The sequence below is a fragment of the Pseudomonas glycinae genome (assembly GCF_001594225.2).
Lineage (GTDB): Bacteria > Pseudomonadota > Gammaproteobacteria > Pseudomonadales > Pseudomonadaceae > Aquipseudomonas > Aquipseudomonas glycinae.
Map to the genome: position 1 here is coordinate 4423232 of NZ_CP014205.2, position 25834 is coordinate 4449065.

At 58.8% G+C, this 25834-nt stretch carries 21 protein-coding genes; 9 read left to right on the forward strand and 12 right to left on the reverse strand.

The window, feature by feature from the left end:
* Positions 1-26: 26 nt before the first annotated feature.
* Both AWU82_RS20180 and AWU82_RS20185 read right to left on the reverse strand, forming a co-directional pair.
* The gene (locus AWU82_RS20180; protein ID WP_064383099.1) at positions 27-1097 is read right to left on the reverse strand and encodes an AI-2E family transporter; all 1071 of its coding nucleotides are present in this window, start codon (positions 1095-1097) and stop codon (positions 27-29) included.
* Between the two features lie 32 nt (positions 1098-1129).
* Positions 1130-1369, reverse strand: a complete 240-nt coding sequence (locus AWU82_RS20185; RefSeq protein WP_011332907.1) for a sulfurtransferase TusA family protein — start codon at positions 1367-1369, stop codon at positions 1130-1132.
* A 97-nt stretch (positions 1370-1466) separates the two neighbouring features.
* Between AWU82_RS20185 and AWU82_RS20190 the strand changes: the two genes are divergently transcribed.
* Entirely contained in the window at positions 1467-2900 is a 1434-nt protein-coding gene (locus tag AWU82_RS20190) for a M48 family metalloprotease (RefSeq protein WP_064383098.1), read from the forward strand.
* Positions 2901-2977: 77 nt separating this feature from the next.
* Here AWU82_RS20190 and AWU82_RS20195 read toward each other — a convergent pair whose 3' ends face one another.
* The 4 genes from AWU82_RS20195 to rpoE form a co-directional block, all read right to left on the reverse strand.
* The gene (locus AWU82_RS20195) at positions 2978-4426 is read right to left on the reverse strand and encodes a DegQ family serine endoprotease (RefSeq protein WP_064383097.1); all 1449 of its coding nucleotides are present in this window, start codon (positions 4424-4426) and stop codon (positions 2978-2980) included.
* Between the two features lie 206 nt (positions 4427-4632).
* The gene (locus tag AWU82_RS20200) at positions 4633-5595 is read right to left on the reverse strand and encodes a MucB/RseB family sigma factor regulatory protein (protein ID WP_064383095.1); all 963 of its coding nucleotides are present in this window, start codon (positions 5593-5595) and stop codon (positions 4633-4635) included.
* 8 nt (positions 5596-5603) lie between these two features.
* Entirely contained in the window at positions 5604-6191 is a 588-nt protein-coding gene (locus tag AWU82_RS20205; protein ID WP_011332903.1) for a sigma-E factor negative regulatory protein, read from the reverse strand.
* A 31-nt stretch (positions 6192-6222) separates the two neighbouring features.
* On the reverse strand, positions 6223-6804 hold the full coding sequence (rpoE, locus tag AWU82_RS20210) for an RNA polymerase sigma factor RpoE/AlgU (RefSeq protein WP_003172477.1): 582 nt from the start codon (positions 6802-6804) through the stop codon (positions 6223-6225).
* Between the two features lie 558 nt (positions 6805-7362).
* Between rpoE and nadB the strand changes: the two genes are divergently transcribed.
* Positions 7363-8979, forward strand: coding sequence for an L-aspartate oxidase (gene nadB / locus AWU82_RS20215; protein WP_064383093.1), 1617 nt, complete (start codon positions 7363-7365; stop codon positions 8977-8979).
* Here nadB and AWU82_RS20220 read toward each other — a convergent pair.
* Together AWU82_RS20220 and AWU82_RS20225 are read right to left on the reverse strand one after the other, a co-directional pair.
* Positions 8948-9400 (reverse strand): protein YgfX, encoded by a 453-nt coding sequence (locus AWU82_RS20220; RefSeq protein WP_064383091.1) that lies wholly within the window; start codon positions 9398-9400, stop codon positions 8948-8950. The two genes, nadB and AWU82_RS20220, sit on opposite strands and share 32 nt — an antisense overlap.
* Complete coding sequence (locus AWU82_RS20225; protein WP_007957989.1) at positions 9384-9638, reverse strand: FAD assembly factor SdhE; 255 nt, start codon at positions 9636-9638, stop codon at positions 9384-9386. The genes AWU82_RS20220 and AWU82_RS20225 overlap by 17 nt, the downstream gene beginning before the upstream one ends.
* Positions 9639-9787: 149 nt before the next feature.
* On the opposite strand from AWU82_RS20225, the gene ygfZ reads away from it, so the two are divergent.
* Positions 9788-10729 carry a CAF17-like 4Fe-4S cluster assembly/insertion protein YgfZ gene (ygfZ, locus tag AWU82_RS20230; protein WP_011332899.1) on the forward strand — a complete coding sequence of 314 codons (942 nt, stop codon included), beginning with the start codon at positions 9788-9790 and terminating at the stop codon, positions 10727-10729.
* A 35-nt stretch (positions 10730-10764) separates the two neighbouring features.
* Positions 10765-11586 carry an HDOD domain-containing protein gene (locus tag AWU82_RS20235; RefSeq protein WP_039772686.1) on the forward strand — a complete coding sequence of 274 codons (822 nt, stop codon included), beginning with the start codon at positions 10765-10767 and terminating at the stop codon, positions 11584-11586.
* Here AWU82_RS20235 and tctE read toward each other — a convergent pair whose 3' ends face one another.
* Positions 11587-12972, reverse strand: coding sequence for a two-component system sensor histidine kinase TctE (gene tctE / locus AWU82_RS20240; RefSeq protein ID WP_064383088.1), 1386 nt, complete (start codon positions 12970-12972; stop codon positions 11587-11589).
* Entirely contained in the window at positions 12965-13636 is a 672-nt protein-coding gene (gene tctD / locus AWU82_RS20245) for a two-component system response regulator TctD (RefSeq protein ID WP_007957980.1), read from the reverse strand. Before tctD ends, tctE begins: the two co-directional genes overlap by 8 nt.
* 450 nt (positions 13637-14086) lie before the next feature.
* Between tctD and AWU82_RS20250 the strand changes: the two genes are divergently transcribed.
* The 4 genes from AWU82_RS20250 to AWU82_RS20265 are packed head-to-tail and all read left to right on the forward strand — an operon-like array spanning position 14087 to position 18125.
* Positions 14087-15064, forward strand: coding sequence for a Bug family tripartite tricarboxylate transporter substrate binding protein (locus AWU82_RS20250; protein ID WP_011332896.1), 978 nt, complete (start codon positions 14087-14089; stop codon positions 15062-15064).
* Between the two features lie 56 nt (positions 15065-15120).
* Entirely contained in the window at positions 15121-15579 is a 459-nt protein-coding gene (locus tag AWU82_RS20255; protein WP_011332895.1) for a tripartite tricarboxylate transporter TctB family protein, read from the forward strand.
* Position 15580: 1 nt separating this feature from the next.
* Entirely contained in the window at positions 15581-17095 is a 1515-nt protein-coding gene (locus AWU82_RS20260; protein WP_011332894.1) for a tripartite tricarboxylate transporter permease, read from the forward strand.
* Entirely contained in the window at positions 17088-18125 is a 1038-nt protein-coding gene (locus tag AWU82_RS20265; RefSeq protein WP_064383086.1) for an AbrB family protein, read from the forward strand. Before AWU82_RS20260 ends, AWU82_RS20265 begins: the two co-directional genes overlap by 8 nt.
* Before the next feature lie 136 nt (positions 18126-18261).
* On the opposite strand, the gene ung is transcribed toward AWU82_RS20265, so the two are convergent.
* Positions 18262-18957, reverse strand: a complete 696-nt coding sequence (ung, locus tag AWU82_RS20270; protein ID WP_064384152.1) for a uracil-DNA glycosylase — start codon at positions 18955-18957, stop codon at positions 18262-18264.
* A 132-nt stretch (positions 18958-19089) separates the two neighbouring features.
* On the opposite strand from ung, the gene dspII reads away from it, so the two are divergent.
* Entirely contained in the window at positions 19090-20202 is a 1113-nt protein-coding gene (gene dspII / locus AWU82_RS20275) for an enoyl-CoA hydratase/isomerase DspII (RefSeq protein ID WP_064383085.1), read from the forward strand.
* A 77-nt stretch (positions 20203-20279) separates the two neighbouring features.
* On the opposite strand, the gene AWU82_RS20280 is transcribed toward dspII, so the two are convergent.
* Entirely contained in the window at positions 20280-25832 is a 5553-nt protein-coding gene (locus AWU82_RS20280; RefSeq protein ID WP_064383082.1) for a calcium-binding protein, read from the reverse strand.
* Between the last annotated feature and the right edge of the window lie 2 nt (positions 25833-25834).

Consider the following 25834-nt stretch of genomic DNA (forward strand, 5'->3'; position numbering starts at 1 on the left):
GCGCCCTCGCGGGCGCCGCTCCATTTTCAAAGCAGCGGCGCTACCGCCGGCTCCTTGCGCGGCCACGCATCCAGCACAGCCTTGAACAGCGTCGCCAGCGGAATCGCGAAGAACACTCCCCAGAATCCCCACAACCCGCCGAACAACAGCACCGCACAAATGATCGCCACCGGGTGCAGGTTGACCGCTTCGGAGAACAGCAACGGCACCAGCACGTTGCCATCCAGCGTCTGGATGATCCCGTAAACCGCCATCAGATAGATGAACTGATCGCTCCAGCCCCACTGGAACAGCGCAATCAGCAGCACCGGTACGGTCACCACCACCGCACCGACATACGGCACCACCACCGACACGCCCACCAACAGGGCCAGCAGCGCCGCATAATTGAGCCCCAGCGCGACGAACGCGATGTAGGTCACCCCACCACAAATCACGATCTCGATGACCTTGCCGCGAATGTAGTTGGCGATCTGCCGGTTCATTTCCTCGGCAACCCGGGTGATCAGCGCCCGTTCGCGCGGCAAATAGCCGCGCACCCACTCGCCGATCATTGCCCGGTCCTTGAGGAAGAAGAACACCAGGATCGGCACCAGCACCAGATAGATCATGATGTTCACCAGCAGCGGCAAGCTCGACAACGAGAACGTCAGCGCCCACTGGCCGAACTTGCCGATCTCGCCCCGCGCCGCTTCGATCGCTTGCAGCACCTGCTCGTCGGAAACCAGGTGCGGATAGCGCTCGGGCAGCAGCAACAGCAGCGATTGCCACTTGGCAAGCATGCCCGGCAACTCGTTGAACAGGGTGATCAACTGGTGCCAGAGCAGCGGCAGCACCACGACGATGAACACCATCAGCACGCCCATGAACAACGCAAACACCAGACCGACCGCCGCCCCACCGGGCACACGCAGGCGCTCGAGCGTGAGCACCAACCCCTGCATCAGATACGCCAGCACCATGCCGGCCAGCACCGGCGCAAGCATTCCGCCAAGCGTGAGCACAGCAGTGAAGGCGAGAAACAACAGCACCGCCAGCACCACCGCTTCTTCATCGGAGAAGTAGCGCTGAATCCAGTCGCGCAACACTTTGAACATCAATTTTCCTTAGGTCATTTACGCGGTCGGTTTCAGGCTTTTTTCAGCCAGTAACGGTAGACACCGGCCTCGTCTTCTTCACGCAGCAGCGTATGACCGGCCAACTTGGCAAAGGTGCGAAAGTCGCGTTGCGAGCCAGCATCCGTGGCAATCACCTTGAGTATTGCACCGCTGGGCAACTTGTTCAGTTCCATCTTGGCCTTGAGCAACGGTAACGGACAATTCAGGCCACTGGCGTCCAGTTCACAGTCATGGGCTACAGCGTCGGTCATGCGTCACTCCGAATCAGGTGGTCAGGCTGCCTAGAATATCTGGTCGCAGACCCGGTGTCCGGCTACAGTAAGGTCTTTGTCGACTAAGGCTTTGTGCATGACATTTCTGCGCCCTACCCTGCTGACGCTCGCTTGCCTGCTCGCCTCACCGGGCTTCGCCGACGACCTGCCGTCACTCGGTGACGCCAGCTCTGCCATCGTCTCGCCACAACAGGAATATCAATTGGGTCGCGCCTGGCTGGCGTTGCTGCGCAGCCAGGTTTCGCAGCTCAACGATCCACAGCTCAAAGACTACGTCGAGTCCAGCGTCTATAAGCTGGTGGAAACCAGCCAGGTCAATGACCGACGCCTGGAGTTCATCCTGATCAACAGCCCGCAGCTGAACGCCTTCGCCGCACCGGGCGGGATCGTCGGGGTCAACGGTGGCCTGTTCCTCAACGCCCAGACCGAAGGTGAATATGCCTCGGTACTGGCCCACGAACTGGCTCACTTGTCCCAGCGCCACTTCGCTCGTGGCGTCGAGGCGTCGCAGCGCATGCAGGTACCGATGATGGCAGCGCTGCTGGCTGGTATCGTGATCGCTGCGGCAGGCGCAGGCGATGCCGGGATTGCAGCGATTGCCGGCACCCAAGCGGCAGCCATTCAGGAACAACGACGTTTCTCGCGTCAGAACGAGCAGGAAGCCGACCGCATTGGCATCCTTAACCTGGAAAAGGCCGGCTACGATCCACGCTCGATGCCGACCATGTTCGAGCGTTTGATGCGCCAGTACCGCTTCGATGCCAAACCGCCGGAATTCCTGTTGACCCACCCGGTCACCGAATCGCGGATCGCCGACACCCGCAACCGCGCCGAACAGGCTAAACCCGGCGGTATCGAAGACAGCAAGCGCTACCAACTGATCCGGGCGCGGGTGCAGTTGACCTATGAAGAAACGCCGGGCCTTGGTGCCAAGCGCTTTCGCGCGCAGCTGGACGATAATCCGAACAATGATGTGGCCCGTTATGGACTGGCGATCGCCCAGATCAAGGGCGGTCAGTTGAATGAGGCCCGAGAGAATCTCAAGCAACTGCTGGCCAAATCGCCGAACGAGATCATCTACAACCTCGCGCAGATCGACCTGGACATCACCAACAATAAGTTGGCCGATGCCCAGTCACGGGCTGACCGGATGCTCAGCCAGTATCCTGGCAACTATCCGCTGAATCAGGTGCGTGTCGATCTGCTGCTGAAACAGAACCGAACCGCCGATGCGGAGAAGGCACTCGAGGGCTTGTTGAAATCGCGTCCAGACGATCCAGACGTTTGGTACCAGGTTGCAGAAACCCGCGGACTGTCTGGCAACATCATTGGCTTGCATCAGGCCCGTGCCGAGTATTTCGCGCTGGTCGGCGATTATCGCCAGGCCATCCAGCAACTGGACTTCGCCAAACGCAAGGCGGGCAGCAACTTCCCGCTGTCGTCGCGTATCGATGCCCGTCAGCGCGAGCTGATGGAGCAAGAGCGTATGGTCAAGGACATGATGGGTTAAGCCCGCGCCGAGACAAATTCCGGATACAAAAAAACCGCCTCTTTCGAGGCGGTTTTTTTACTGCTTGGACAACTGGATCATTCAGCCAGTTTGAAGGTGATGAAGCTGGCACGCCCCTGACGCAGAACGCGCATCGACACCGAACGGTTTTTCGGTAGCGCCTTGGCGATCTCGGCGAACTCCTTGGAAGAACCAATGGCCTGATTGTTCAGGTGCGTGATGATGTCGCCCGGTTGCAGACCGATCAGGGCCGCAGGACCATCCTGCACTTCCTTGATCACCACACCACCTTTGAGGTCGTAGGTTTTCTTCTGCTCGGCGCTCAGCTCGGCAACCGAAACACCCAGACGATTGCTGTTGGTTTCAGCACCGGATTTAGGCAGGGCATCCAGCTCCTTGTCTTCGTCCGGAATGGCGCCTACGGTCAGCTCGACATTCTTGCGCTTACCGTCACGAATCACTTCGAGATTGGCTTTGGCACCAGCTTTCAATGCACCCACCAGATGTGGCAGATCAGCAGACATGACGATCGGTTGACCGTTCATGCTCAGGATCACGTCACCCACTTGCAGGCCGCCCTTGGCAGCCGGGCCGTCATCCTGAATCTGCGCAACCAGCGCACCGGCCGGTTTGTCCAGACCGAACGACTCGGCCAGATCCTTGTTCACTTCCTGGATGACGACGCCCAACCAGCCACGGCTGACCTTGCCGCCGCTTTTCAGTTGATTGGAAACGTCCATGGCCACGTCGATCGGAATGGCGAACGACACGCCCATGAAGCCACCGGAACGGGTGTAGATCTGCGAGTTGATCCCGACCACTTCACCGTTCAGATTGAACAGCGGGCCACCGGAGTTACCCGGGTTGATCGGCACGTCGGTCTGGATGAATGGCACGTAGTTTTCGTTCGGCAGGCTACGGCCGACGGCACTGACGATGCCTTGGGTCACGGTGTGGTCAAAGCCGAATGGCGAACCGATTGCCACCACCCACTGACCAGCTTTCAAGTCCTGGGATTTGCCCAGCTTCAGCACTGGCAGATCCTTGCCTTCGATTTTCAACAGCGCCACGTCGGAACGTGGGTCGGTGCCGATCAGCTTGGCTTTCATTTCACTGCGATCAGCCAGACGGACGAGGATTTCGTCGGCATCGGCGATCACATGGTTATTGGTCAGGATGTAGCCATCCGGCGAAATGATAAAGCCCGACCCCAGCGACTGCGCTTCACGCTGGCGATCACCACGCGGAGAACGCTGTTGCGGCGGCATGCCGCGCTCGAAGAACTCGCGCAGCATCGGCGGCAAGCCTTCCAGGTCGGGCATTTGCTGGTTCACTTTGCGATCCGGCAGCTTTTGCGTGGTACTGATGTTCACCACCGCAGGCGAGGCCTGTTCGACCAGCTGGGTGAAATCCGGCAGGTTGGCCGGGCTGGCCGCCTCAGCCGCATTGACTGCAGGAACAGCCTGACCGAGCACCAGCACCGTGGCGAAAATGGAGAGATAAGACTTCAAGCTTGGTATCGACATACAGCTCCCGTTACGACGAGCAGGGTTAAGCGATATGGAGCAAGGAACACCGGAAACCACAGGCCGGCATTTTTGTTCCGGGAACAACAAACAAGGCCAGAGCCGAGAGGCTCTGACCTATAAAAAATTTTCGGGTGTTTTGCAAATGAAAATGCTCAGCAAACATTTCACGTCTCGAAGACGAAGTGGAGATAGCTGGAATCAGCTCACTGTTTGCTGGTTGCAGCGCCATCATTGCGCATCGACAGGGCAATCCGTTCGGCGGTCCCGATTGGAATCTCGCCGACTACCGTCACCATCATTTCGCCTTGAGGCGTTGTCAGGCGGCGGGAGACAGCAACGGTCGGGCCCAGCTGAGTCCGGGTATCGGTGACGGTTGCACCGTTCAACGGCTCGAGAAACACCGAAAATCGGGCCAGACCGTCGTCATACATCAGACTGTTGACCTGCGTCTTGGTTTCCGGATCCTTGTGCGAGGAACTGCTGGTCAGTTCGAAGCCAGGAGGCAACCAGTCAGAGCGCCAGACCTGTGCGGTCTTGACCGCAGAAGCCTTGTCGCTGTCGAGAATGACTGGCTTGCAATCGGAGTTGGCTTGAAGGTCCCTGTCGGAGGGAACTTCAGAGGTATCCAGCCGCGTAAACTGAAATCTCTCGAGTAACTGCCCCTTGTCGTTCAACAGCAGCGACTTGAGCGGCAGACCCGTTTCCTTATCCAAATGCAGTTCGAAGCCGTAACGGTGCTGATCACGTGGCGTCAGCGATACAATCACTGCTTCACGCCCGGCCACGCGCGACTTGCCAATGACGGCAAGCTCATACCAGTTCTTCAGCTTTTTAGGATCAAGCGGACGGGCGGCAGAGTTGGGTGAATCCCCCAGACCCGCAATCAGGGTGCCGCTGACGCATTGAGTGTGCCCATCAATGCGCAGAACTTCCTGAGCCGAACCGTCGAGCTGAAGCAAACGCTCGCGGACCTGACCATTCTGGACGCGATGCCAGATGTTGTGGGTAGAAAAACTACCGTTACGCTCGTAAACGAATGTGCCGTGAAAGCTTTGCTGCTGCTCGGCCTGGCCCAGGCGGGTCAACCAGTCCTGAGCCTCGTCGGCGTGGGCTGGAACAATGAACCAGCCGCTAAGCAGAAGCGAAAGTAGAGGTATGGCGCGCATGATCCCCCTTAACGGTTTTCCAGACTTGCTGCACGTGCGTAAGGCAGCGCGCTCTCGGTGCCTTTCAGGGCAGCCTGTTGAGCGTGTTGGCGCAGGTAACCCGGCAGACGCTGATCATGCCAGCCTGGCTGACCTTGCAGTACGCCATTGGCCATCGGGCCAGTAGCTTCGGAGCTCTCGTTGTAACCTGCCAATACCGCCGGGCCTTTGACCTGAGGAGTTGCAAGGACAGGCTGATTGGATTGCTGGGCGAGTTCAACGCCAGCGATTTCATCCTGGTTATACAGACGAACACCCGCCAGAACGGCAACGGTCACCGAAGCGGCTACGGCCAGACGACCGAGACTGCGCCATGGGCCGCGAGACACTTTCGCAGGGGTGGCTTCATCTTCCAGCGCAGCAGAAACAGCCGCAGCGAGATCCAGACGCGGAAGCAACAGATCCTTGTGCATGGCTGCCCGAGCGATCTGGTAACGAGCCCAGGTTTCACGGGTTTCAACATCGTCCAGTGCGTTAAGCACTCGACGCAATTCCAGTTCGTCCGCTTCGTTATCCATCACTGCGGACAGCGATTCCTGCAGGGCTTCACGACTCATGGCGTTCCTCTCTTGGCTGTCGCCGCTGTCTTTAGTTCTCCTGCAGCAACGGCTGCAGGGCTTTATCGATGGCCTCCCGGGCGCGGAAAATCCGGGAGCGCACGGTACCAACCGGACATTGCATGACGCTCGCGATGTCCTCGTAACTCAGACCATCAAATTCGCGCAAAGTTAATGCCGTACGCAAATCCTCTGGCAGTTGCTGAATGGTTCGATGGACGGTGCCTTCGATCTCATCCCGCAGCAATGCTCGTTCAGGAGACTCGAGATCCTTCAGGCCGTGATCGCCGTCGTAGAACTCTGCATCTTCGGAACTTACATCACTATCCGGCGGCCGGCGGCCGCGTGAAACCAGATAGTTTTTCGCCGTGTTAATGGCGATGCGGTACAGCCACGTATAAAACGCACTGTCGCCGCGGAAGTTTCCAAGCGCTCGATAAGCCTTGATGAAGGCTTCTTGTGCGACGTCCTGGGCTTCATGGGTGTCGTGCACAAAACGCACGATCAACCCGAGAATTTTGTGCTGATACTTCAGCACCAGCAGATCGAAAGCTCGCTTGTCGCCACGCTGAACGCGTTCGACCAGCTGCTGATCCTCTTCCTGGGTTAGCATGAACACTCCTCGATAAACTCGGAGGAGTCTTGCATGGCCAAACGACCGGACTTGCAAACATAGACTCGGGCTTTTCGCAAAAGTTCTCCCCCTCCAAGCAAGTTTCCTGCGGGCTCTGATTTGGCACGCACGAAAAACGCAGCGCGGGATGAACCGGCTGCGCGAATAATCTTGTCATCGGCTCGCCGGCAAGAACCCAACCGCAGGTTCCGCATTGAAGCCGACACTGTCCCTTGTTTCGGGCAACTGTCTATTGATCTTGGGCCTCTGGCAAAAGTTCCAAATATTTATAGACGTGCCGCGTCGACATTGTGCAACCGGGAGCGGAAAAAGCGTGTTTCATCTGCGATACAGTCGCTTTTTTCCAAAGTCGCTGAAAAAAACTTCCGACAAAGCGTCAGAATTTTTCCGTCGCAGTAGTCTCACAATGCCATATCCGCCCGGCTATTGTGCCGCCCCACCCCTCTATATACTAGTGGGCTGTGTGGCTGTCTCGACTCGCCCATCCGCCTGTCCTGCGCCAACCCCGACCCGGGTCGCTTTGAGCGGAATCCTGAAATGAGCCAACAGTTTCAACACGATGTCCTGGTGATTGGCAGCGGTGCTGCCGGTTTGAGTCTTGCGCTGACCCTGCCCGGTCACTTGCGTATCGCCGTCCTGAGCAAAGGCGATCTTGCCAACGGCTCGACCTATTGGGCACAGGGTGGCGTCGCGGCCGTGCTGGACGACACCGACACCGTCGAATCCCATGTCGATGACACCCTCAATGCTGGCGGCGGCCTGTGCCATGAAGACGCGGTGCGTTTCACCGTGGAGCACAGCAAAGAGGCGATCCAGTGGCTGATCGACCAGGGCGTGCCGTTCACTCGCGACGAACAGTCCGGCACCGAAGACAGCGGCTTCGAATTCCACCTGACCCGAGAAGGCGGTCACAGCCATCGACGGATCATCCACGCAGCCGATGCCACTGGCGCTGCAATATTCACGACCCTGCTGGCCCAAGCCAAAAAACGCCCGAACATCGAATTGCTCGAACAGCGGGTAGCGGTCGATCTGATCACCGAACGCAGGCTGGGGCTGGAAGGCGAACGTTGCCTCGGCGCCTACGTACTCAACCGCAAAACCGGGGAAGTCGATACCTTCGGCGCACGCTTCGTGATCCTGGCGTCCGGCGGCGCCGCGAAAGTCTATCTATATACAAGCAACCCTGACGGCGCCTGTGGTGATGGCATCGCCATGGCCTGGCGCTCGGGCTGCCGAGTGGCGAACCTTGAGTTCAACCAGTTCCACCCCACCTGCCTCTACCACCCGCAAGCCAAGAGTTTCCTGGTAACCGAAGCCCTGCGCGGCGAAGGCGCCCATTTGAAGCTGCCGAACGGCGAACGCTTCATGCAACGCTTCGACTCACGTGCAGAACTGGCACCTAGAGACATCGTCGCCCGTGCGATCGACCATGAAATGAAGCGCCTGGGTATCGATTGCGTCTACCTGGACATCAGTCACAAACCCGAAGCCTTTATCAAATCGCACTTCCCGACCGTCTACGAGCGCTGCCTCGGATTCGGCATCGACATCACCAAGCAACCGATTCCGGTCGTACCGGCTGCACATTACACCTGCGGAGGCGTGATGGTCGATCAACAGGGCCGCACCGACGTGCCCGGTCTGTACGCCATCGGCGAAACCAGCTTCACCGGTCTACACGGCGCCAACCGCATGGCCAGCAACTCGCTGCTCGAATGCTTCGTTTACGCCCGTTCGGCGGCAGCAGACATTCTTGAGCAACTGCCCGACGTCGCCATCCCGCGTGCCCTGCCCGCCTGGGACGCCAGCCAGGTGACCGACTCCGATGAAGACGTGATCATCGCCCACAACTGGGACGAATTACGGCGCTTCATGTGGGACTACGTGGGCATCGTGCGCACAAACAAGCGCCTGCAACGGGCACAGCATCGGGTGCGTTTGCTGCTGGATGAAATCGACGAGTTCTACAGCAACTATAAAGTCAGTCGCGACCTGATCGAGCTGCGCAACCTGGCGCAGGTAGCGGAACTGATGATCCGTTCAGCCATGGAGCGCAAGGAGAGCCGAGGCCTGCATTACACCCTCGACTATCCGGACCTGCTGCCCGAAGCGCTCGACACTATTCTGGTACCGCCCACCTACGTCGGCTGAACTTGAGGCGTACCCGCAGGCGTCGGTGCAGATCCGCCGCCTGCGAGTCTCGGGGCACACAGATCGACCTGACCCGCCGCTCACCGCGCAAGCGAAAGCGCAGCACCACAATCAATGGCAGCGCCAGGCTGTCCGGTCGCAATTGCACCGCCTGCCAGCCATCGGCCTTGTTCCACAACTGCCAGCCATCGGCATCCCGGCGCAATCGGCAAAATGCCTTGGGATGACTCAGCAGGATCTGGCGCGGCAACACCCAGGCAGCATGACCGAGACACGCGAATACCCCGAGCAGAGAAGCCCAGAACGGAATCGACAATATAAGCAGAGTACCCAGCGCGAATGCCTGGGCCAGCAGATACGCCGCCAGCAACTGCCGTGAGGCATGCCAGCGGCATTCGAACGTGTTACTTGGGCTGGACACGATCCAGAATCATGCGAACCATGCGTTGCAGCTCGGGATCTTCCGATTCGCTGCGCTCCATGAACCAGCCGAACATGTCCTGATCCTCGCACTCGAGCAGGCGGACATACAGCGCGCGATCCACCTCGTTCAGATTGGCGTAGACCTCCTTCACGAACGGCACCAGCAACACGTCGAGTTCCAGCATGCCGCGACGGCTGTGCCAAAAGAGGCGATTCAGTTCAACTTGTTCGACCATGGAGCCCTCCTCAAATAGGCCGCAAGTATACAGGCCCGAAGCGGGCCGAACAGTCGGCTTTGGTCGGGCGCCATCGATCCTTTATGAACTACCCATTTCAACACCACCCCCTTATGATGTGCCCCAGTCTATTTACCCTGCGATGACCCATGGCCGATTCTGCTTTTTTCTGCACCCTGTCTCATGAAGGCGTTCTCGCGGTTCGCGGCGCGGATGCCGGCAAATTCCTGCAAGGCCAGCTGACCTGCAACATCAATTACCTGAGCGAAACCCAGGCCAGCCTTGGTGCCCGTTGCACACAGAAAGGCCGGATGCAGTCGAGTTTCCGCATCGTGCTCGAAGGCGACGGCGTGCTGCTGGCGATGGCCGGCGCGCTGCTGGAACCGCAACTGGCCGATCTGAAGAAGTACGCCGTGTTCTCCAAATCGAAACTGACCGACGAAAGCGCCTCCTGGGTGCGCTTCGGTCTGGATCATGGCGATGCGGCCCTGAGCAGCCTGGGTCTGGAACTGCCGGCAGAAACAGACAGCGTGGCCCGCCACGAAGGGCTGATCGCGATTCGCGTCTCCCCTAATCGTGCCGAACTCTGGGTGCCTGCCGATCAGGCCGACACCGTCAAAGGCAAGCTGTGCGCGCAATTGACCGAAGCCGAACTCAATCAATGGCTGCTGGGCCAGATCCGCGCCGGTATCGGCCAGGTCATGCCGAGCACCCGTGAGCTGTTCATCCCGCAGATGCTCAATCTGCAGGCCGTCGGCGGTGTGAGCTTCAAGAAAGGCTGCTACACCGGCCAGGAAATCGTCGCGCGCATGCAGTACCTGGGCAAACTCAAACGTCGCCTGTATCGCGTGAAACTGGATGCCGCTGAGTTGCCGGAGCCCGGCACCGCGCTGTTCGCCCCGAGCCACGGCAGTTCGATCGGCGAAGTGGTGCTGGCCGCCCGTACCGAAAAGAATATTGAACTGCTGGCGGTGTTGCAGGCCGAAGCTGCCGAAGCGGGCGACTTGCATCTGGGCTCGGCCGAAGGTCCGGCGCTGCACTTGCTCGACCTGCCATACGAACTGGATCGCGACCGCGAAATCCAGCGTTGATCGCAGCATTTGTTGCAACACCCTAGAGAAACGACATGAGTGAGCTGGCGGATAAGGTCCAACAGGATTTGGTTGAGGCCATCGATAACGATGACCTGGTTCTGCCAACGTTACCGGAAGTGGCCCTGCAGATTCGCAAGGCCGCTGAAGATCCGGATATCAGCGTCAGCGACCTGAGCAAAGTAATCGGCCGCGACACGGCGCTGTCGGCGCGCCTGATCAAAGTGGTGAACAGCCCGCTGCTGCGCGCCACCCAGGAAGTCACCGACCTGCACACCGCCATCACCCGGCTGGGCGTCAATTACAGCAGCAACCTGGCGATCGGTCTGGTGATGGAGCAGATCTTTCACGCCCGTTCCGACGTGGTCGAACAGAAGATGCGCGAAGTCTGGCGCAAAAGCCTGGAAATCGCAGGAGTAAGCTACGCCCTGTGCCGTCGGTATACCCAGCTCAAGCCCGACCAGGCCGCGCTCGGCGGACTGGTTCATCAGATCGGCGTGCTGCCGATCCTGACCTATGCCGAAGACCACTACGAACTGCTGTCCGATCCGGTCAGCCTCAACCATGTGATCGATCACATTCACCCGTTGCTCGGCGACAAATTACTGCGGGTCTGGGAGTTTCCGGAGCGTCTGGTGGAATTGCCGGGGCTGTATCAGGACCTCAAGCGCGAATCGCAGCAGATCGATTACGTCGACATCGTGCAAGTGGCCAGCCTGTATTGCCACAAGGACACCGATCACCCGCTGGCCCGCATCGATCCGTTCAGCGTGCCGGCATTCCGCAAGCTCGGCATCGACCCGGAGAACAAGGCGCTGTGCGCCGATCTGGAAGAGTCGCGGTCGATGTTCTACTGATCAACTGGCGATAAAGCTCACCCGCACCTTCAAACCCGCCTGTTCACCATCGTGCAGGCTGATCTGCGCCAGATGCGCGCGGCAGATTTCCCCGACAATCGCCAACCCCAGCCCGGAACCGGCCACCTGCTGGTTACGCCGGTAAAAACGTTCGAACACCCGATCCCGCTCTTCCAGCGGAATGCCCGGCCCATCGTCTTCAACCTCCAGCACCGCCGGCGCCGTGACTCGCAGAATCACGTTGCCACCCGGCGGCGTGTGCGCCAGCGCGTTGTCCACCAGATTGCTCAGCAACTCGTTGAGCAATGTCGGCTCGCCGCGCAGCCACACCGGCTCGTCCGCTTCCAGCGCCAACGCCACGCCACGAGCGTGAGCCAGTGGCGCCATGGCCATGCCCAGCTCGCGGGCCAACTGACTCAGATCGAGCAACTGCGCCCCGCCCTCGGCGATCGCCCGGGCGCCGTTTTCCACCCGCGCCAGCGACAACAACTGGTTGGCCAGATGGGTCAGGCGATCCGTGCTTTGCGCCGAGGATTCCAGTGTGTCGCGCCAGGTCTGCGGCTCGTTTGAGCGCAAGCCCAGTTCAAGTCGAGCCTTGAGTGCCGCCAGTGGCGTGCGCAGTTCATGGGCCGCATCGGCGATGAATTGCGCCTGCCGCTCGAACTGGCCACGCAGGCGTTCGGTGAAATGGTTGAGCGCACGCACCAGCGGCGACAACTCATGCTGGACTTCCACCAGCGGCAACGGACGCAAGTCGTCAGGTTGGCGCTCTTCCACTGCCGTGCGCAGACGTTCGATCGGCCGTAGCGCAGCACTCACCGCAAACCACACCAGCAACAACGCGCCAATCGCCAGCATGCCCAATCGCAGCAAGGTGTCGGCCGCCAGACTGCGGGCCATGCTGACGCGTGCCTCATCGGTTTCGGCAACGCGGATTTCCGCCATGCCGTTCATATTCGGCTCGCTGACCGCCTTGAGCAGACTCACCACACGCACGTTCTGCCCCTGATATTTCGCGTCGTAAAAGCGCGCGAGGGCGGGATAGCTGTCGGTTCTCGGGGTGCCTGGCGGCGGGCCCGGCAGATTTTCATAGCCGGAAATCAACTTCTGGTTGATGTCGTTGACCTGGTAATAGATACGACCCGCGCTGTCGTAAGCAAACGTATCGAGCGCCACATACGGCACGTCGGCACTGAGACTGCCATCGCGCTGCGACAGACCGGCGGCGATGGTCCGCGCCGAGGCCAGCAGCGTGCGGTCATAGGCGGTGTCGGCGGCCTCGCGACCGTTCCAGTATGCGCTCAATCCGCTGGCGAGCATCAACACCACCAGCAGCAACGCGAGGTTCCACAGCAACCGCCAGCGCAGGCTGCTGGGCTTATGCATCGCGGCTTTCCAGCAGATAGCCCAGGCCGCGGAAGGTCACGATGGCCACCGAATGGCCGTCGAGCTTCTTGCGCAGGCGATGCACGTAGATTTCGATGGCGTCGGGGCTGGCCTCTTCGTCGAGACCGAATACCTGCGCAGCCAGTTGTTCCTTGCTCATCACCCGCCCCGGACGGGCAATCAGCGCTTCGAGCACCGCCTGTTCGCGGGAGGTCAGCGTCAGCAATTCATCGCCGAGGGTGAAGCGCCGGGTGTCGAGGTCATAGGCCAGCACACCACAACGCTGCTGGCGTTCGCCGCCGAGCACGCTGCGGCGCAGCAACGCCTTGACCCGCGCTTCGAGCTCAGTGAGTTCGAACGGCTTGGCCAGGTAATCATCGGCGCCGAGATTGAGCCCATGAACCCGATCCTTGACGTCGCTGCGGGCCGTCAACATCAGCACCGGCAGGTTCTTGCCCCGGGCCCGCAGACGCGCCAGCACTTCAAATCCGTCCATGCGCGGCAGGCCGACATCAAGGATCGCCACCGCGTATTCCTCGCTGCCCAAGGCCAGGTCGGCAGCCACGCCGTCGTGCAAAACGTCCACGGTCAGACCGGTGCTCTTGAGCGCCTGGGCGACGCTTTCAGCTAGCGGCAAATGGTCTTCGACGAGCAGGACACGCATGGATCTCTACCTCATTCAGGGATGGCCGGCGCCATTCTTTGCGGCGGAGTTTACAGCCGCAACCGCCACTGTGAAGCCCGAAAACACGCGAAAGAATACTGAAAGGTTAGCGAAAGGTTGGGCCGTTAGAGTCGTTTCACCGAAGGTCCCGACTGCCGACCTTCGCCGTTTTGCCTGTACTTGCACCGTAGCTTCAAAACGTAGCTCTCGAAAAACGCCTCGATGCGTTTTCGCCAATAAGAACAATAACGAGGTACTGCACCATGCTGTCGACACAGCTTCAGGTTGACCCGTTTCATTCTTCCTCTCGAATTTCCCCGTTTTCGCTTGTCAGCGCCATCCTCGGCTGCGCGGCGTTCAACCCGTCCGGGTCTGAGCCTGATAGCCTGCGCGCGCGAAACTGCCGCACCTGAAACATCCCCAAAAACAACAACTCCCGTGGAGACACTCATGAACCGATCCCTGCGCCGTTTCGCCCTCGCCGCCGGTTGCGTGCTGTTCGCCGGCCAACTGATGGCCGAACCGAAACGTCCGGAATGCATTGCCCCCGCCTCCCCCGGCGGCGGTTTCGACCTGACCTGCAAACTGGCGCAAAGCGCGCTGGTCAACGAAAAGCTGCTGACCAAACCGATGCGCGTGACCTACATGCCCGGCGGCGTCGGTGCGGTAGCGTACAACGCGGTGGTAGCGCAGCGTCCCGCCGATGCCGGCACGCTGGTGGCGTGGTCCAGCGGCTCGCTGCTCAACCTGGCTCAGGGCAAGTTCGGTCGGTTCGATGAAACCAACGTACGCTGGCTGGCCGCGGTCGGCACCAGCTACGGCGCCATCGCGGTGAAAAGCGATTCGCCCTACAAAACCCTCGATGATCTCGTGCAGGCGCTGAAGAAAGATCCGAGCTCCGTGGTCATCGGCTCCGGCGGTACCGTCGGCAGCCAGGACTGGATGCAGACTGCGCTGATCGCCAAAGCCGCCGGGATCAACCCGCGCGACCTGCGCTACGTCGCCCTCGAAGGGGGCGGCGAGATCGCCACCGCCCTGCTCGGCGGCCACATTCAGGTCGGCAGTACCGACATCTCCGACTCCATGCCGCATATCCAGAGCGGCGACATGCGCCTGCTGGCCGTGTTTGCCGAAAAACGCCTGGATGAGCCGGAAATGAAGGACATTCCTACCGCGCGTGAACAAGGCTACGACATCGTCTGGCCGGTGGTGCGCGGCTTCTACCTCGGGCCAAAAGTCAGCGATGAAGACTACGCCTGGTGGAAAGACTCCTTCGACAAACTGCTGGCCTCGGAAGACTTCGCCAAGCTGCGCGATCAGCGTGAACTCTTCCCGTTCGCCATGACCGGTCCCGAGCTGGACACCTACGTCAAGAAGCAAGTGGCGGACTACAAGGTGCTGGCCAAAGAGTTCGGCCTGATTCAGTGATCGTCTCGGTCTAGCGTCCATGGCCCTTTCAGCGGGGCCATGGCAGGAGTTCCCTCATGCTTATTCAACGCATTTTTGCCTCGGTGCTGTTGCTGGCCTGTGCCGGCCTGGCGCTGATGGCGTGGCCGTATCAGGCGGCTTTTTCCTACGAACCGGTCGGTCCTCGGGCATTCCCTCTGTTGATGCTGGGCCTGATGAGCCTGGCGCTGCTGTACATGGTGTTTCGCCCGGCGCCGATCAAACACAGCGATGACGAGCCGCCGCTGGATCGCGAAACCCTGACCAAGATCGCGATCTGCGTCGCCCTGCTGCTGGTGTTTGCCGGCTTGTTCGAGCCGCTGGGCTTCATTCTCAGCAGCATTCTGATCGGCATTCCGATGGCGCGTCTGTATGGCGGGCGCTGGTTACCGAGCGTCATCGTCACAACGCTGATGGCGATCGGTCTGTACGTGCTGTTCGACCGCGTGATGGACGTACCGCTGCCCCTCGGCCTGCTCGACGTTCTGGAGAACTGATATGGATACTCTCGGTTATTTGGGTCAGGGCTTCGGCGTCGCGCTGAGTCCGTACAACCTGGTCACCGCCCTGACCGGCACGCTGATCGGCACCGTGGTCGGCTTGTTGCCGGGCCTGGGCCCGATCAATGGTGTGGCGCTGCTGATCCCGATCGCGTTCGCCCTCGGACTGCCGCCGGAATCGGCCCTGATCCTGCTGGCGGCGGTCTATCTGGGCTGCGAATACGGCGGCCGGATCAGCTCGATCCTGCTGAACATTCCGGGCGAAGCCTCCACCGTGATGACCACCCTCGACGGTTACCCGATGGCCCGCAAAGGCCTGGCCGGCGTGGCGCTGTCGTTGTCGGCGTGGAGTTCGTTCATCGGCGCCTTCATCGCCACCTGCGGCATGGTGCTGTTCGCTCCGCTGCTGGCGAAATGGGCGATTGCCTTCGGGCCCGCGGAATATTTCGTACTGATGGTGTTCGCGATTGTCTGTCTCGGCGGCATGGCCGGTGACCGACCGGTGAAAACCTTTATCGCGGCGTTGATCGGTCTGTTCCTGTCCAGTGTCGGCATCGACGCCAACAGCGGTGTGTACCGTTTCACCGGCGACAACATTCACCTGACTGACGGCATTCAGTTCGTGGTGCTGGTACTGGGTCTGTTCTCGGTCAGCGAAATTCTTCTGCTGTTGGAGAAAACCCACCGCGGCCAGGAAGCGGTGAAAGCCACCGGGCGGATGATGTTCAACTTCAAGGAAGCGGCGTCGGTGTTCGTGGTGAACATCCGTTGCGGCCTGCTCGGCTTCATCATGGGCGTGTTGCCGGGAGCCGGTGCGACCCTCGCCAGCGCCGTGGCCTACATGACCGAGAAACGCATCGCCGGTGCCAGCGGCAAGTTTGGCCAGGGCGACGCCCGCGGCCTCGCTGCACCGGAAACCGCCATCGGCGCCTCCGCTTGCGGCGCGCTGGTGCCGATGCTGACCCTCGGTGTTCCGGGTTCGGGTACCACAGCGGTGATGATCGGCGCCCTGTCGCTGTACAACATCACCCCCGGCCCGCTGCTGTTCCAGCAACAGCCGGACATCGTCTGGGGCCTGATCGCTTCGCTGTTCATCGCCAACATCATGCTGGTGATCCTGAACATCCCGATGATCCGCATCTTCACCCGCATCCTCGCCGTGCCGAACTGGGCACTGGTGCCGGTGATCGCGATCATTACCGGGATCGGCGTCTACGCCGTGCACGCGACTACGTTCGATCTGTTCCTGATGGTCGGCATCGGCATCTTCGGCTACATCCTGCGCAAACTGGACTTCCCGCTGTCGCCAGTCCTGCTGGGGTTCATCCTCGGCGGCCTGATGGAGCAGAACCTGCGCCGGGCGCTGTCGATTTCCAACGGTGCGCTGGAGATTCTCTGGTCGAGCCCTATCACCTTCGGCGTCTGGGTGCTGACCGCGATCATGTTGCTGATGCCGCTGCTGCGCATCTGGCGCAAACGCTCGGCCGCGCAACGCGCCGTTGCCGATGTCTGATCGGCTCTCCCTCAAAACCTGGTGGGGAACCCCGCTGGTCGGTCTGCTTGGCGGTTTCATCGCCAGCCAGATCGGCTGGCCGCTGCCGTGGATGGTCGGCTCGTTGCTGGCGATCATCCTGGTGCGCTGCCTGACTCCGTGGCAACTCACCGAAATCCCTGGTGGCCGCAAGTGCGGCCAGTGGATCGTCGGCATCGGTATCGGCCTGCACTTCACCCCGCTGGTGATGGAGCAGGTACTCAGCCACTTCGGCCTGATCTTCTTCGGCGCGCTGGTCACCAGCCTTTCGGCGGTGGTCGGCGTGTGGCTGATGCGCCGAACCGGCGAGGATCGCGCCACAGCGTTTTTTTCCAGCATGCCCGGCGGCTCCGGCGAGATGGTCAACCTCGGCGCCCGCAACGGTGCACTGCTCAGCCATGTCGCGGCCGGGCAGAGTCTGCGGGTGCTGGTGGTGGTGTTGTGTGTACCGGCGGCGTTCAAATATCTGCTGGGTGACGGCACACCGATTTCACACGCCGGCAGCGTCGATTGGCGCTGGCTGGCGATTCTTTTTCCGGCGGGCGGCATGCTCGCCTGGCTCTGGCAACGTTTGCGTCAACCCAACCCTTGGCTGTTCGGCCCGCTGCTGGTCAGCGCGGCGGTGAGCATCGGCTGGGATCTGCACATCGGTTTGCCCAATGGCGGCAGTCAGATTGGCCAGTGGTTGATCGGTAGCGGCCTGGGTTGCCACTTCAACCGGCAGTTCTTCCGCCGCGCCCCGTCGTTCATGGGGCGCACATTGATCGGCACGGCACTGACCATGTTGATCGCGACACTGGCGGCGTTGGGATTGAGTGCGCTGACCCAGCTCGACCTGCGCTCGCTGACGCTGGGCATGATGCCCGGCGGGATCGCCGAAATGAGCCTGACGGCGGAAACCCTGCAACTGTCAGTGCCGTTGGTGACGGCGATGCAGGTGATGCGGTTGTTGTTTGTGTTGTTTCTGGCGGAACCGCTGTTCAAATACTGGAACCGTAATTCCGAAGCCTGATCCGGTTACTGATCGTTCCCACGCTCTGCGTGGGAATGCAGCCTGGGACGCTCCGCGTCCCAAAGCGGACGCAGAGCGTCCATTGAGGCGTTCCCACGCAAAGCATGGGAACGAGATTAGCTGCCAGCCCTGAGCATCAGACCACCGACGGCAGGCGCCACTCGATCGGCGCTTCGCCGTTCTGCTCGAGGAATTTGTTGGTGCGGCTGAAGTGCCCGCAACCGAGGAAGCCGCGATAGGCCGACAGCGGCGACGGGTGCACCGAAGTCAGTACCAGATGCTTGGTGGCATCGATCAGCTTCTGCTTGCTCTGCGCATGGGCGCCCCACAGCATGAATACCAGATGTGGTTGTTTCTGGCTGACCACCTCAATGATCCGGTCCGTGAAGAACTGCCAGCCCTTGTCCTTGTGCGCGTTGGCGTTGGCACGCTCGACGGTCATGGTGGTGTTGAGCATCAGCACGCCCTGATCGGCCCAGCTCTGCAGATAGCCGTGGTTGGGGATGTCGATGTTCAGGTCGCGCTTCAACTCTTTATAGATGTTGACCAGCGACGGTGGTGCCGGCACGCCCGGTTGCACCGAGAAGCACAAGCCATGAGCCTGGCCCGGGCCGTGGTACGGGTCCTGGCCGAGGATGACCACTTTCACCTTGTCCAGCGGCGTCGAATTCAGCGCGTTGAAGATCATCGGGCCCGGCGGATAGATTTCCTTGCCGGCCGCCCGCTCCTGCTGCAGAAAAGTGCGCAACTCTGCCATGTAGGGCTGGTCGAATTCGGCACGCAGTGCCTCCTTCCAGCTCGGTTCGAGTTTGATACGGTCGTCAGCAGTCATGGTCATACCCGGCAAAAACAATGGGGCGAACCCTAGGAAAGCCGACCACGCTTGTCAATTGATCTGACGCAGATCCGGCACTTTCCCACACAGCGATCATACTGATCGTTCAAATTCCCGATCGAGGTCACGATGAATCTGCACTTCGAAGAACTCACCGGCACCGACGGCGCGCGCATCGGCGTGGCCACGCTGGATGCCGAAAAGTCGCTCAATGCGCTGTCCCTGCCGATGATCCACGCCCTGAGCGACAAACTGAACGCCTGGGCCAAGGATCCGCAAATCGTCTGCGTGCTGCTGCGCGGCAACGGCGCCAAGGCCTTCTGCGCCGGCGGCGAAGTGCGCAGCCTGGTGGAAGCCTGTCGCGCCCTTCCCGGCGAAGTGCCGCCGCTGGCCGCCCAGTTTTTCAACGCTGAATACCGTCTGGACTACAGCCTGCATACTTACCCGAAACCGTTGATCTGCTGGGGCCATGGTTATGTGCTCGGCGGCGGCATGGGCCTGCTGCAAGGCGCGAGCATCCGGATCGTCACGCCGAGCAGTCGTCTGGCGATGCCGGAAATCAGCATCGGCCTTTACCCGGATGTCGGCGCCAGCTGGTTTCTGTCGCGGCTGCCGGGCAAGCTCGGTTTGTTCCTTGGTTTGACCGGCGCGCACATGAACGGTCGCGATGCGATCGATCTGGACCTGGCCGACCGCTTCCTGCTCGACGAACAGCAGCAGGAACTGATCGACGGCCTGTTGCAGTTGAACTGGCAGGAACAGACCGCCATGCAGCTCAACAGCCTGCTCAAGGCGCTGCAGCAGGAAGCCGTGGCGCAGATGCCCGAGGCGCAATGGCTGCCGCGTCGGCAGCAAATCGATGAATGGCTGGATGTCAGCGACGTGGTCTGCGCCTGGAAAGCCATCAGCCTGCATCGGGACAGCAGCGACCTGTTGATTGCCCGTGCGGCGAAAACCATGAGTGAAGGCTCGCCACTGACGGCGCATCTGGTCTGGGAGCAGATCATCCGCGCCCGCCACATGTCGCTGGCCGAAGTCTTTCAGATGGAATACACCCTGAGCCTCAATTGCTGCCGGCATCCGGAATTCAGCGAAGGAGTCCGGGCACGACTGATCGACAAGGATCACAAACCGCACTGGCACTGGCCGGACATCGCCCGGGTGCCGGACGCGGTGGTCGAGGCGCACTTTCACAAGGTCTGGGAGGGGCGGCATCCGTTGGCGGATCTGTCGCAATACTAAAACCGATCATTGCCCGCGATGGCAGTCTCTTGAGCTCTGTCGCGGGAAGTTTGAGCCCGTTGCGAAACTATCTGCGATCAAACATTCAACTCGTAAAACGCGATTATTTCCTTCATTGCCCGCAACGCCTCTTCATCATTTCTCGACAAGATATCCTCTACGTCCCGCAACGGAGGTAGAGGATGCAAAAGCTCAGCGAGCTGGTTCGCCGTGTAATTCTTAACAGCTCCCACTTCTCCTTGAACGCTGATGAAGCTGATAGCGGCATCGCCTCCTGAAAAGTGTTCGGAGACACGAATCTTTGGCGACATTCCATAACTCACTACGATGACGAGATCATCCCGTTCACGGTGAAACTTGAGTTGATCAATCGACAGTCCGACCTCCGAAAAGTCTATACCGTCAGTTCCGCCACCGGCATTGACTACCAGATCTCGTCCGAGACCATCATATTTATACACATCATTGCCCCCGCCACCGGACAAGGTGTCATTGCCCGGCCCACCGTAAAGCACGTCATCGCCTGAGCCACCGCCGAGCAGATCATCCCCTTGCATCCCTCTTATTTCACCAGCGCCTCTGAGGGTGTCATTACCGCGACCGCCCACGAGCGGTAGAAAACGGTTCTCTCGAAAGGACTTAACCTGAGCAGCGTCCTGAACGGTGATGCCGTGATGATAAGTATCGGGGGCAATGCCTAATCGGCTGACGAGATCTTTAAAACTGATGCTCGATCCGTCAGAAAACCTCACCCGTTCAATTCCGGAACCACCGATGTCATTCGGATTGGGCAAAACGATTCGTACTTTTTGAGTTCCGCCCCATTCGATATCGAGTGTCGTGTACAACATCTGGGCCCGAGGCTGTTGACGATGAGCGTTACGTGGTGGGGCGGGTGAAAGTTCGATATTTACCGTCTCAACCAATACAGCGCCCCAAGTTAGCTTCAACTTATCTGGTTTCGCCTCTTCCGGAAGAACGACTGTATCAATATCAAGCACCCCAAACTCTTCATGCCACCCAGAGGCTCCAACCTCGGGACGCAAAAAAACAGGGTCAAGAACATCGGCAATAATGGTGGTTGCGCCATCATGCGCTTCAACTATGTAAGTGTCGGGACCGTTTTCGCCGTAAAGCCAATCTTCTCCCGGCCCACTGATCAAATAATCGGCTCCCGCAGAGCCCAGCAGCGTGTCGTTGCCTGCGCCAGCCGATAAAAATGCACCCGCGATCCTGTCGTTCACTCCGCCGTACTCAAGCACTGAATCAGCATAGGTAACCACCAAGTCATCTCCTGCACCGCCATGAAAGAGATTTCCCACTTCGAGATTTACCCTGCCGCCAGCGTCATTACCATGAACAACTTTATGCTTGATCGTTTGGGTAGTAGAGCTCCAGCGAAACGCTTTACGAACAGTTTCATGATTTTCAAAACTGCCAGCGGGGTACACGTACCACCCCTTAATGGCGCCCGAGTGGTCTATATCTTCGACTACAGCATCACCCAAGTTGAACGAGAACCCCGAATAACTGGAGCCAGAGGGGTAATATTTTGGCTTCTGTTTCGGTAATTGCGCAGCTTCAGCTTTTACATACTTGAACGTGGTTTTCGTTGCAGAGATTGACTGCCTTTCACTCACCACGGCGTCTGCGGCAATCGCCCCCATCCACTCAGGTGTATTGGAAAAGACTCCGACTTCAACGTCCTCATGGATCAGGTCGGCGCTGATGGCATAGCCACTTTCGTCGGTAGCAATATGATTTCTTACCCAAACACCCTGATCGTTCAGTGCAAATCCTGATGCCTGCCTGTCCGCTGAGCGCTTTGCTTTCAGTTCCGAAAGAAAAAGGCTATCCCACCGGGTGTGACGACCCGTTTCACTGCCTTCCCTCTCAGTAGAAACGGCTAAGTCATCGGGCTGTGTCTGGACGACTGCTACGCTCTCAATGTCCTGCATTTTTCCGGCATCGGGCACCGTAGCAATTGTCGCGGACGGATCTCTTACATCTACCGGTTGCACCGTTAATTTGATTACATCCTGGAAATTCAGGATCACGCCGTCGCTGAACCTGAACGTCGAACCTGCCCACTTTTCATGGTGAAGAATCAGAAGCGCGTCACCAATACCATTCGACAGCCGCAACGCTGTGCCCGCATCAAGATTGACGATCTCGGCCCGCAAGTTTTCCGCAGAAAATCCATCGCCAAAATTTACAAGATTGTTGCCACCTGTATCGGTAACAACGTCCAGTCCATCGCCCACTCCGAAGTAGAAAACATCGTTGCCCTGCATCCCTTCCAGATAATCGTTGCCGGCGCCACCCTCAAACACGTTATCGCCAGGGCCGCCGCGCAAATAATCGACTCCCTCCCCGCCAACCAGCGTGTCGTTTCCACCACCACCCAGCAAAGTGTCGTTGCCTGAACCGCCGTCAAGATAATCGGCGCCATGTTCCGCTTCGGATGTCTGCTCGTAGTCCCCCATCAAAAGGTCATCATCGGCACCGCCCAAAAGCGTATCGGCGCCCAAACCTCCCCAGAGCGTATCGTTTCCTGAATTACCTTGAATGTAGTCATCGTTGGCTCCGCCCGCTTTCAAGTTGGGCTCATCGCCATCCAGAGCGTCGGCGCCTGATCCGCCTATCAGTGTGTCGGAACCACCCAACCCACGGAGTGTGTCGTCACCCGCACCGCCATCGAGATAATCATCACCGTGATAACGAATCGGGTGTTCATGGTAATCACCGACCAATTCGTCGTTACCGCTGCCACCGAAAAGTAAGTCATCTGCACCTCCGCCCCAGAGGGTATCGTCCCCCGCGCCGCCATCCAGAAAATCACTCCCGAAAAAATGCGCCGCATCACCCGAAATTCCTTGCAGTACGCTGTCATCTCCGCTCAGAACATCATTGCCAGCGCCACCGTACAGCACGTCGTTACCACCGTTGCCGGCTAGAGAGTCATCGCCATCGCCGCCCTGCAAAAAATCGTTGCCATGGTGGCTGCCGTGGAGACCGCCACTCCAATCGAGGTTGTCTCCAAACAATGTGTCATTGCCACTCCCGCCAGCCAGCGTGTCATTACCTCCCTCCCCGGCCAACGTGTCGTCTTCACTTCCGCCGTCAAGCAGATCATCTCCCCAGCCTCCATTGATAAAGTCCCGGCCCCCTTGGCCATAGAGAACGTCATCGCCTCTCTCCAAGGGTTGGTTCAAAGAGGAGTTCTCGAAGACGGTACGAAAGCTAGTGACTCCACCGGGGATTTGAACGTTGATTTGCTTGTATTCCCAATTTTGCTCATGTGCGCCCGTTGCTTCATCACCGGATAAATTGTCATCACCAACTCCCCCGACCAAGGTATCTCGACCATTCCCACCGAGCAGCACATCTCCCGCGGCAGTGCCGACAAGCAGGTCATCACCCTGCCCACCATCCAGCCAGTCGCCGCGGCTGGCCTTTCCCTTTGCGGCATCAGCCAAGGCTTTTTCGAGCGTCGACTGCTTGTCGCCGAACAAGCGGTCGTTCCCGTCTTTGCCAAACAATCGGTCAGAACCGCCAAGACCAACGATCAGGTCGTCTTTCGGTGACCCATAAAGCAAGTCGGCTTTGTTCCTCTGCTTAACATTAGGCAAAAGCAAGGCGTTGCCCAATTCATCGTAGGAAGGCTGATCTCCGCGAACATTGGGGTTGTTATCTTTAATTTTCCAGTCGCCTTGAAGGACCAGATCGGGAGCGGGGAACGCCTGGTCCTGGTAATCAGGAAGATCAATGCCGAGCATCCCCGGCTTGAAGTTCTTTATGACGATGAGATCACTCAGTCCGTATTGAATGTTCAGCGTGTTTTCAGCCAGATCTTCAATGAGCGTCAAGCTGATGGCTCGATCTTCCGTAAGCCAGATATTGCTGAGCGGAGCACTGCGTTCGAGAGGTGGGATCGGAAGTCCATTTATCAGCAACGCGCCCCCAACGTGCGCATCAAAAATTTCGTCGATTCCATCTCCGCTGGAGATCTCATACCGATCGTTACCCGGCCCACCACTGAGAGAGTCGTTACCCTTGCCACCCACCAACACATCATCACCGGCCATACCGTACAACACATCATTGCCATCGCCGCCTGTTAAAGAGTCATTGCCGCGAGCCCCCTGGATAAAATCATTACCGGAAAGTCCGCTGATTGAATCGTTGCCGCCACCGCCGTAAAGATGATCGGTATTCGTTCCGCCACCAAATGATCGTCCGCCATCATCACCAAACATGACCAGAGGGTTTGAGACGCCTGTGGTCATCGGGGCCTGTTTGCCCGAAGCCAAATCCGAATAGGAAAAGGTCTGGACAGTATTTCGACCGAACGATCCATTGGTTCGGGCAATCAGCCGGGCCAGCATTTCCGAGCGATCAGCAAGCCACTGCTCAGTGATGAAACCCTCCCCCGTTTCGGGATCGTAAAGCTCCAGTTCGCGTCCGGAAAAACCGTCGGCCCGCTCAATCACGATTTCGCTTAGTTGCTTGAGGGAATTGCGTAACGCGGCGCCGATTGGCGTTGCCTGACTGGCCAACGTTGCCCAGTCCTTGGCACTGCCATACTCGCCAATGGTTCTGGTAACGATGCTTTGCGATTGAGACGGAGAAAGTGCGGAGAAAAATGTGTAGGCATTGGAGGCGAAGGTTTCGTCGGTGGTAGGCGTGGCGGCCGAGTTTCCGTCGTAGGTTCGCCTGAGCATGTCAAAGAAATCATTCAGGTTATATCGCAATATCAGGCTGACAATAGGTGAGATGGGCGTACCTTTCACCACATGCTGAATCAGCGGATTGATGTTGCCACTGGCAAGAGCGATGTTTATCTGTTCGGGCAGGACTGAAAACAGGCTTTCAACCATATTCGACCCGAAGTTTTTAATCACTGCCTGCAATGCAACACTGTATGAGTCCACGGCAAACAGAATATTCTTTAGATCGTCCAGCCTATTGAACTTGGCGAGGTCATGATTACCTTTGATGTGGGAGTCCGGATCACCCGCGGAGATCAATCGCCAGGTTTCATAGGGTCTTTCTCCACCCAGCAGACTAAAGCCGATTGTTCCAGACCATCCCGCATTACGACTGGTAGCTGTATCAATGTCACCAACATCTTCACGAAATAATACTTTACCAATAGCGCTCGCATCGATTGCTGCAATTTGGCTTATGGAGGGCACAGCCCATGGCGCCAAATCATGTTCAACGGACCCTTTTATCAGCGCATTCATGAAATTGACAGCCACCTGATTAGATGACTCTTGCATCTTGAAATCGCTAAACTTTTTATTTAGCCTCAACTCCCCCTGCCGCAGGGTGTAGGCTCGGATCAATGTAGAGTAAGCGCCCACCCCGCCATTCGCATCAATTGCTACATCGAGCCAGAGTTTGGCATTTTTAAAAATACCCATTACGTTCTCATCGAACGCAGAACAATCTAAAAATTTTTCACCCAAAACATTTGACAATACGCGGTAAAGTACAGCACAGCTTCGCCCCTCTACCGCCACAGCACGATACTCTTGCCGCTCGACATTGAACTCCATCCCATCACAAACATTTGCAGCCTGCAAAATTGCCGCCTTTTCCAAATCGCTGAATATATAAGTCATAT

Bases quoted from the DNA above. Each gene is read 5' to 3' on its own strand.
- AWU82_RS20180 (WP_064383099.1), bottom strand. From the start codon at position 1,097: ATGTTCAAAGTGTTGCGCGACTGGATTCAGCGCTACTTCTCCGATGAA.
- AWU82_RS20185 (WP_011332907.1), bottom strand. From the start codon at position 1,369: ATGACCGACGCTGTAGCCCATGACTGTGAACTGGACGCCAGTGGCCTG.
- AWU82_RS20190 (WP_064383098.1), top strand. From the start codon at position 1,467: ATGACATTTCTGCGCCCTACCCTGCTGACGCTCGCTTGCCTGCTCGCC.
- AWU82_RS20195 (WP_064383097.1), bottom strand. From the start codon at position 4,426: ATGTCGATACCAAGCTTGAAGTCTTATCTCTCCATTTTCGCCACGGTG.
- AWU82_RS20200 (WP_064383095.1), bottom strand. From the start codon at position 5,595: ATGCGCGCCATACCTCTACTTTCGCTTCTGCTTAGCGGCTGGTTCATT.
- AWU82_RS20205 (WP_011332903.1), bottom strand. From the start codon at position 6,191: ATGAGTCGTGAAGCCCTGCAGGAATCGCTGTCCGCAGTGATGGATAAC.
- rpoE (WP_003172477.1), bottom strand. From the start codon at position 6,804: ATGCTAACCCAGGAAGAGGATCAGCAGCTGGTCGAACGCGTTCAGCGT.
- nadB (WP_064383093.1), top strand. From the start codon at position 7,363: ATGAGCCAACAGTTTCAACACGATGTCCTGGTGATTGGCAGCGGTGCT.
- AWU82_RS20225 (WP_007957989.1), bottom strand. From the start codon at position 9,638: ATGGTCGAACAAGTTGAACTGAATCGCCTCTTTTGGCACAGCCGTCGC.
- ygfZ (WP_011332899.1), top strand. From the start codon at position 9,788: ATGGCCGATTCTGCTTTTTTCTGCACCCTGTCTCATGAAGGCGTTCTC.
- AWU82_RS20235 (WP_039772686.1), top strand. From the start codon at position 10,765: ATGAGTGAGCTGGCGGATAAGGTCCAACAGGATTTGGTTGAGGCCATC.
- tctE (WP_064383088.1), bottom strand. From the start codon at position 12,972: ATGCATAAGCCCAGCAGCCTGCGCTGGCGGTTGCTGTGGAACCTCGCG.
- tctD (WP_007957980.1), bottom strand. From the start codon at position 13,636: ATGCGTGTCCTGCTCGTCGAAGACCATTTGCCGCTAGCTGAAAGCGTC.
- AWU82_RS20250 (WP_011332896.1), top strand. From the start codon at position 14,087: ATGAACCGATCCCTGCGCCGTTTCGCCCTCGCCGCCGGTTGCGTGCTG.
- AWU82_RS20255 (WP_011332895.1), top strand. From the start codon at position 15,121: ATGCTTATTCAACGCATTTTTGCCTCGGTGCTGTTGCTGGCCTGTGCC.
- AWU82_RS20260 (WP_011332894.1), top strand. From the start codon at position 15,581: ATGGATACTCTCGGTTATTTGGGTCAGGGCTTCGGCGTCGCGCTGAGT.
- AWU82_RS20265 (WP_064383086.1), top strand. From the start codon at position 17,088: ATGTCTGATCGGCTCTCCCTCAAAACCTGGTGGGGAACCCCGCTGGTC.
- ung (WP_064384152.1), bottom strand. From the start codon at position 18,957: ATGACTGCTGACGACCGTATCAAACTCGAACCGAGCTGGAAGGAGGCA.
- dspII (WP_064383085.1), top strand. From the start codon at position 19,090: ATGAATCTGCACTTCGAAGAACTCACCGGCACCGACGGCGCGCGCATC.
- AWU82_RS20280 (WP_064383082.1), bottom strand. From the start codon at position 25,832: ATGACTTATATATTCAGCGATTTGGAAAAGGCGGCAATTTTGCAGGCT.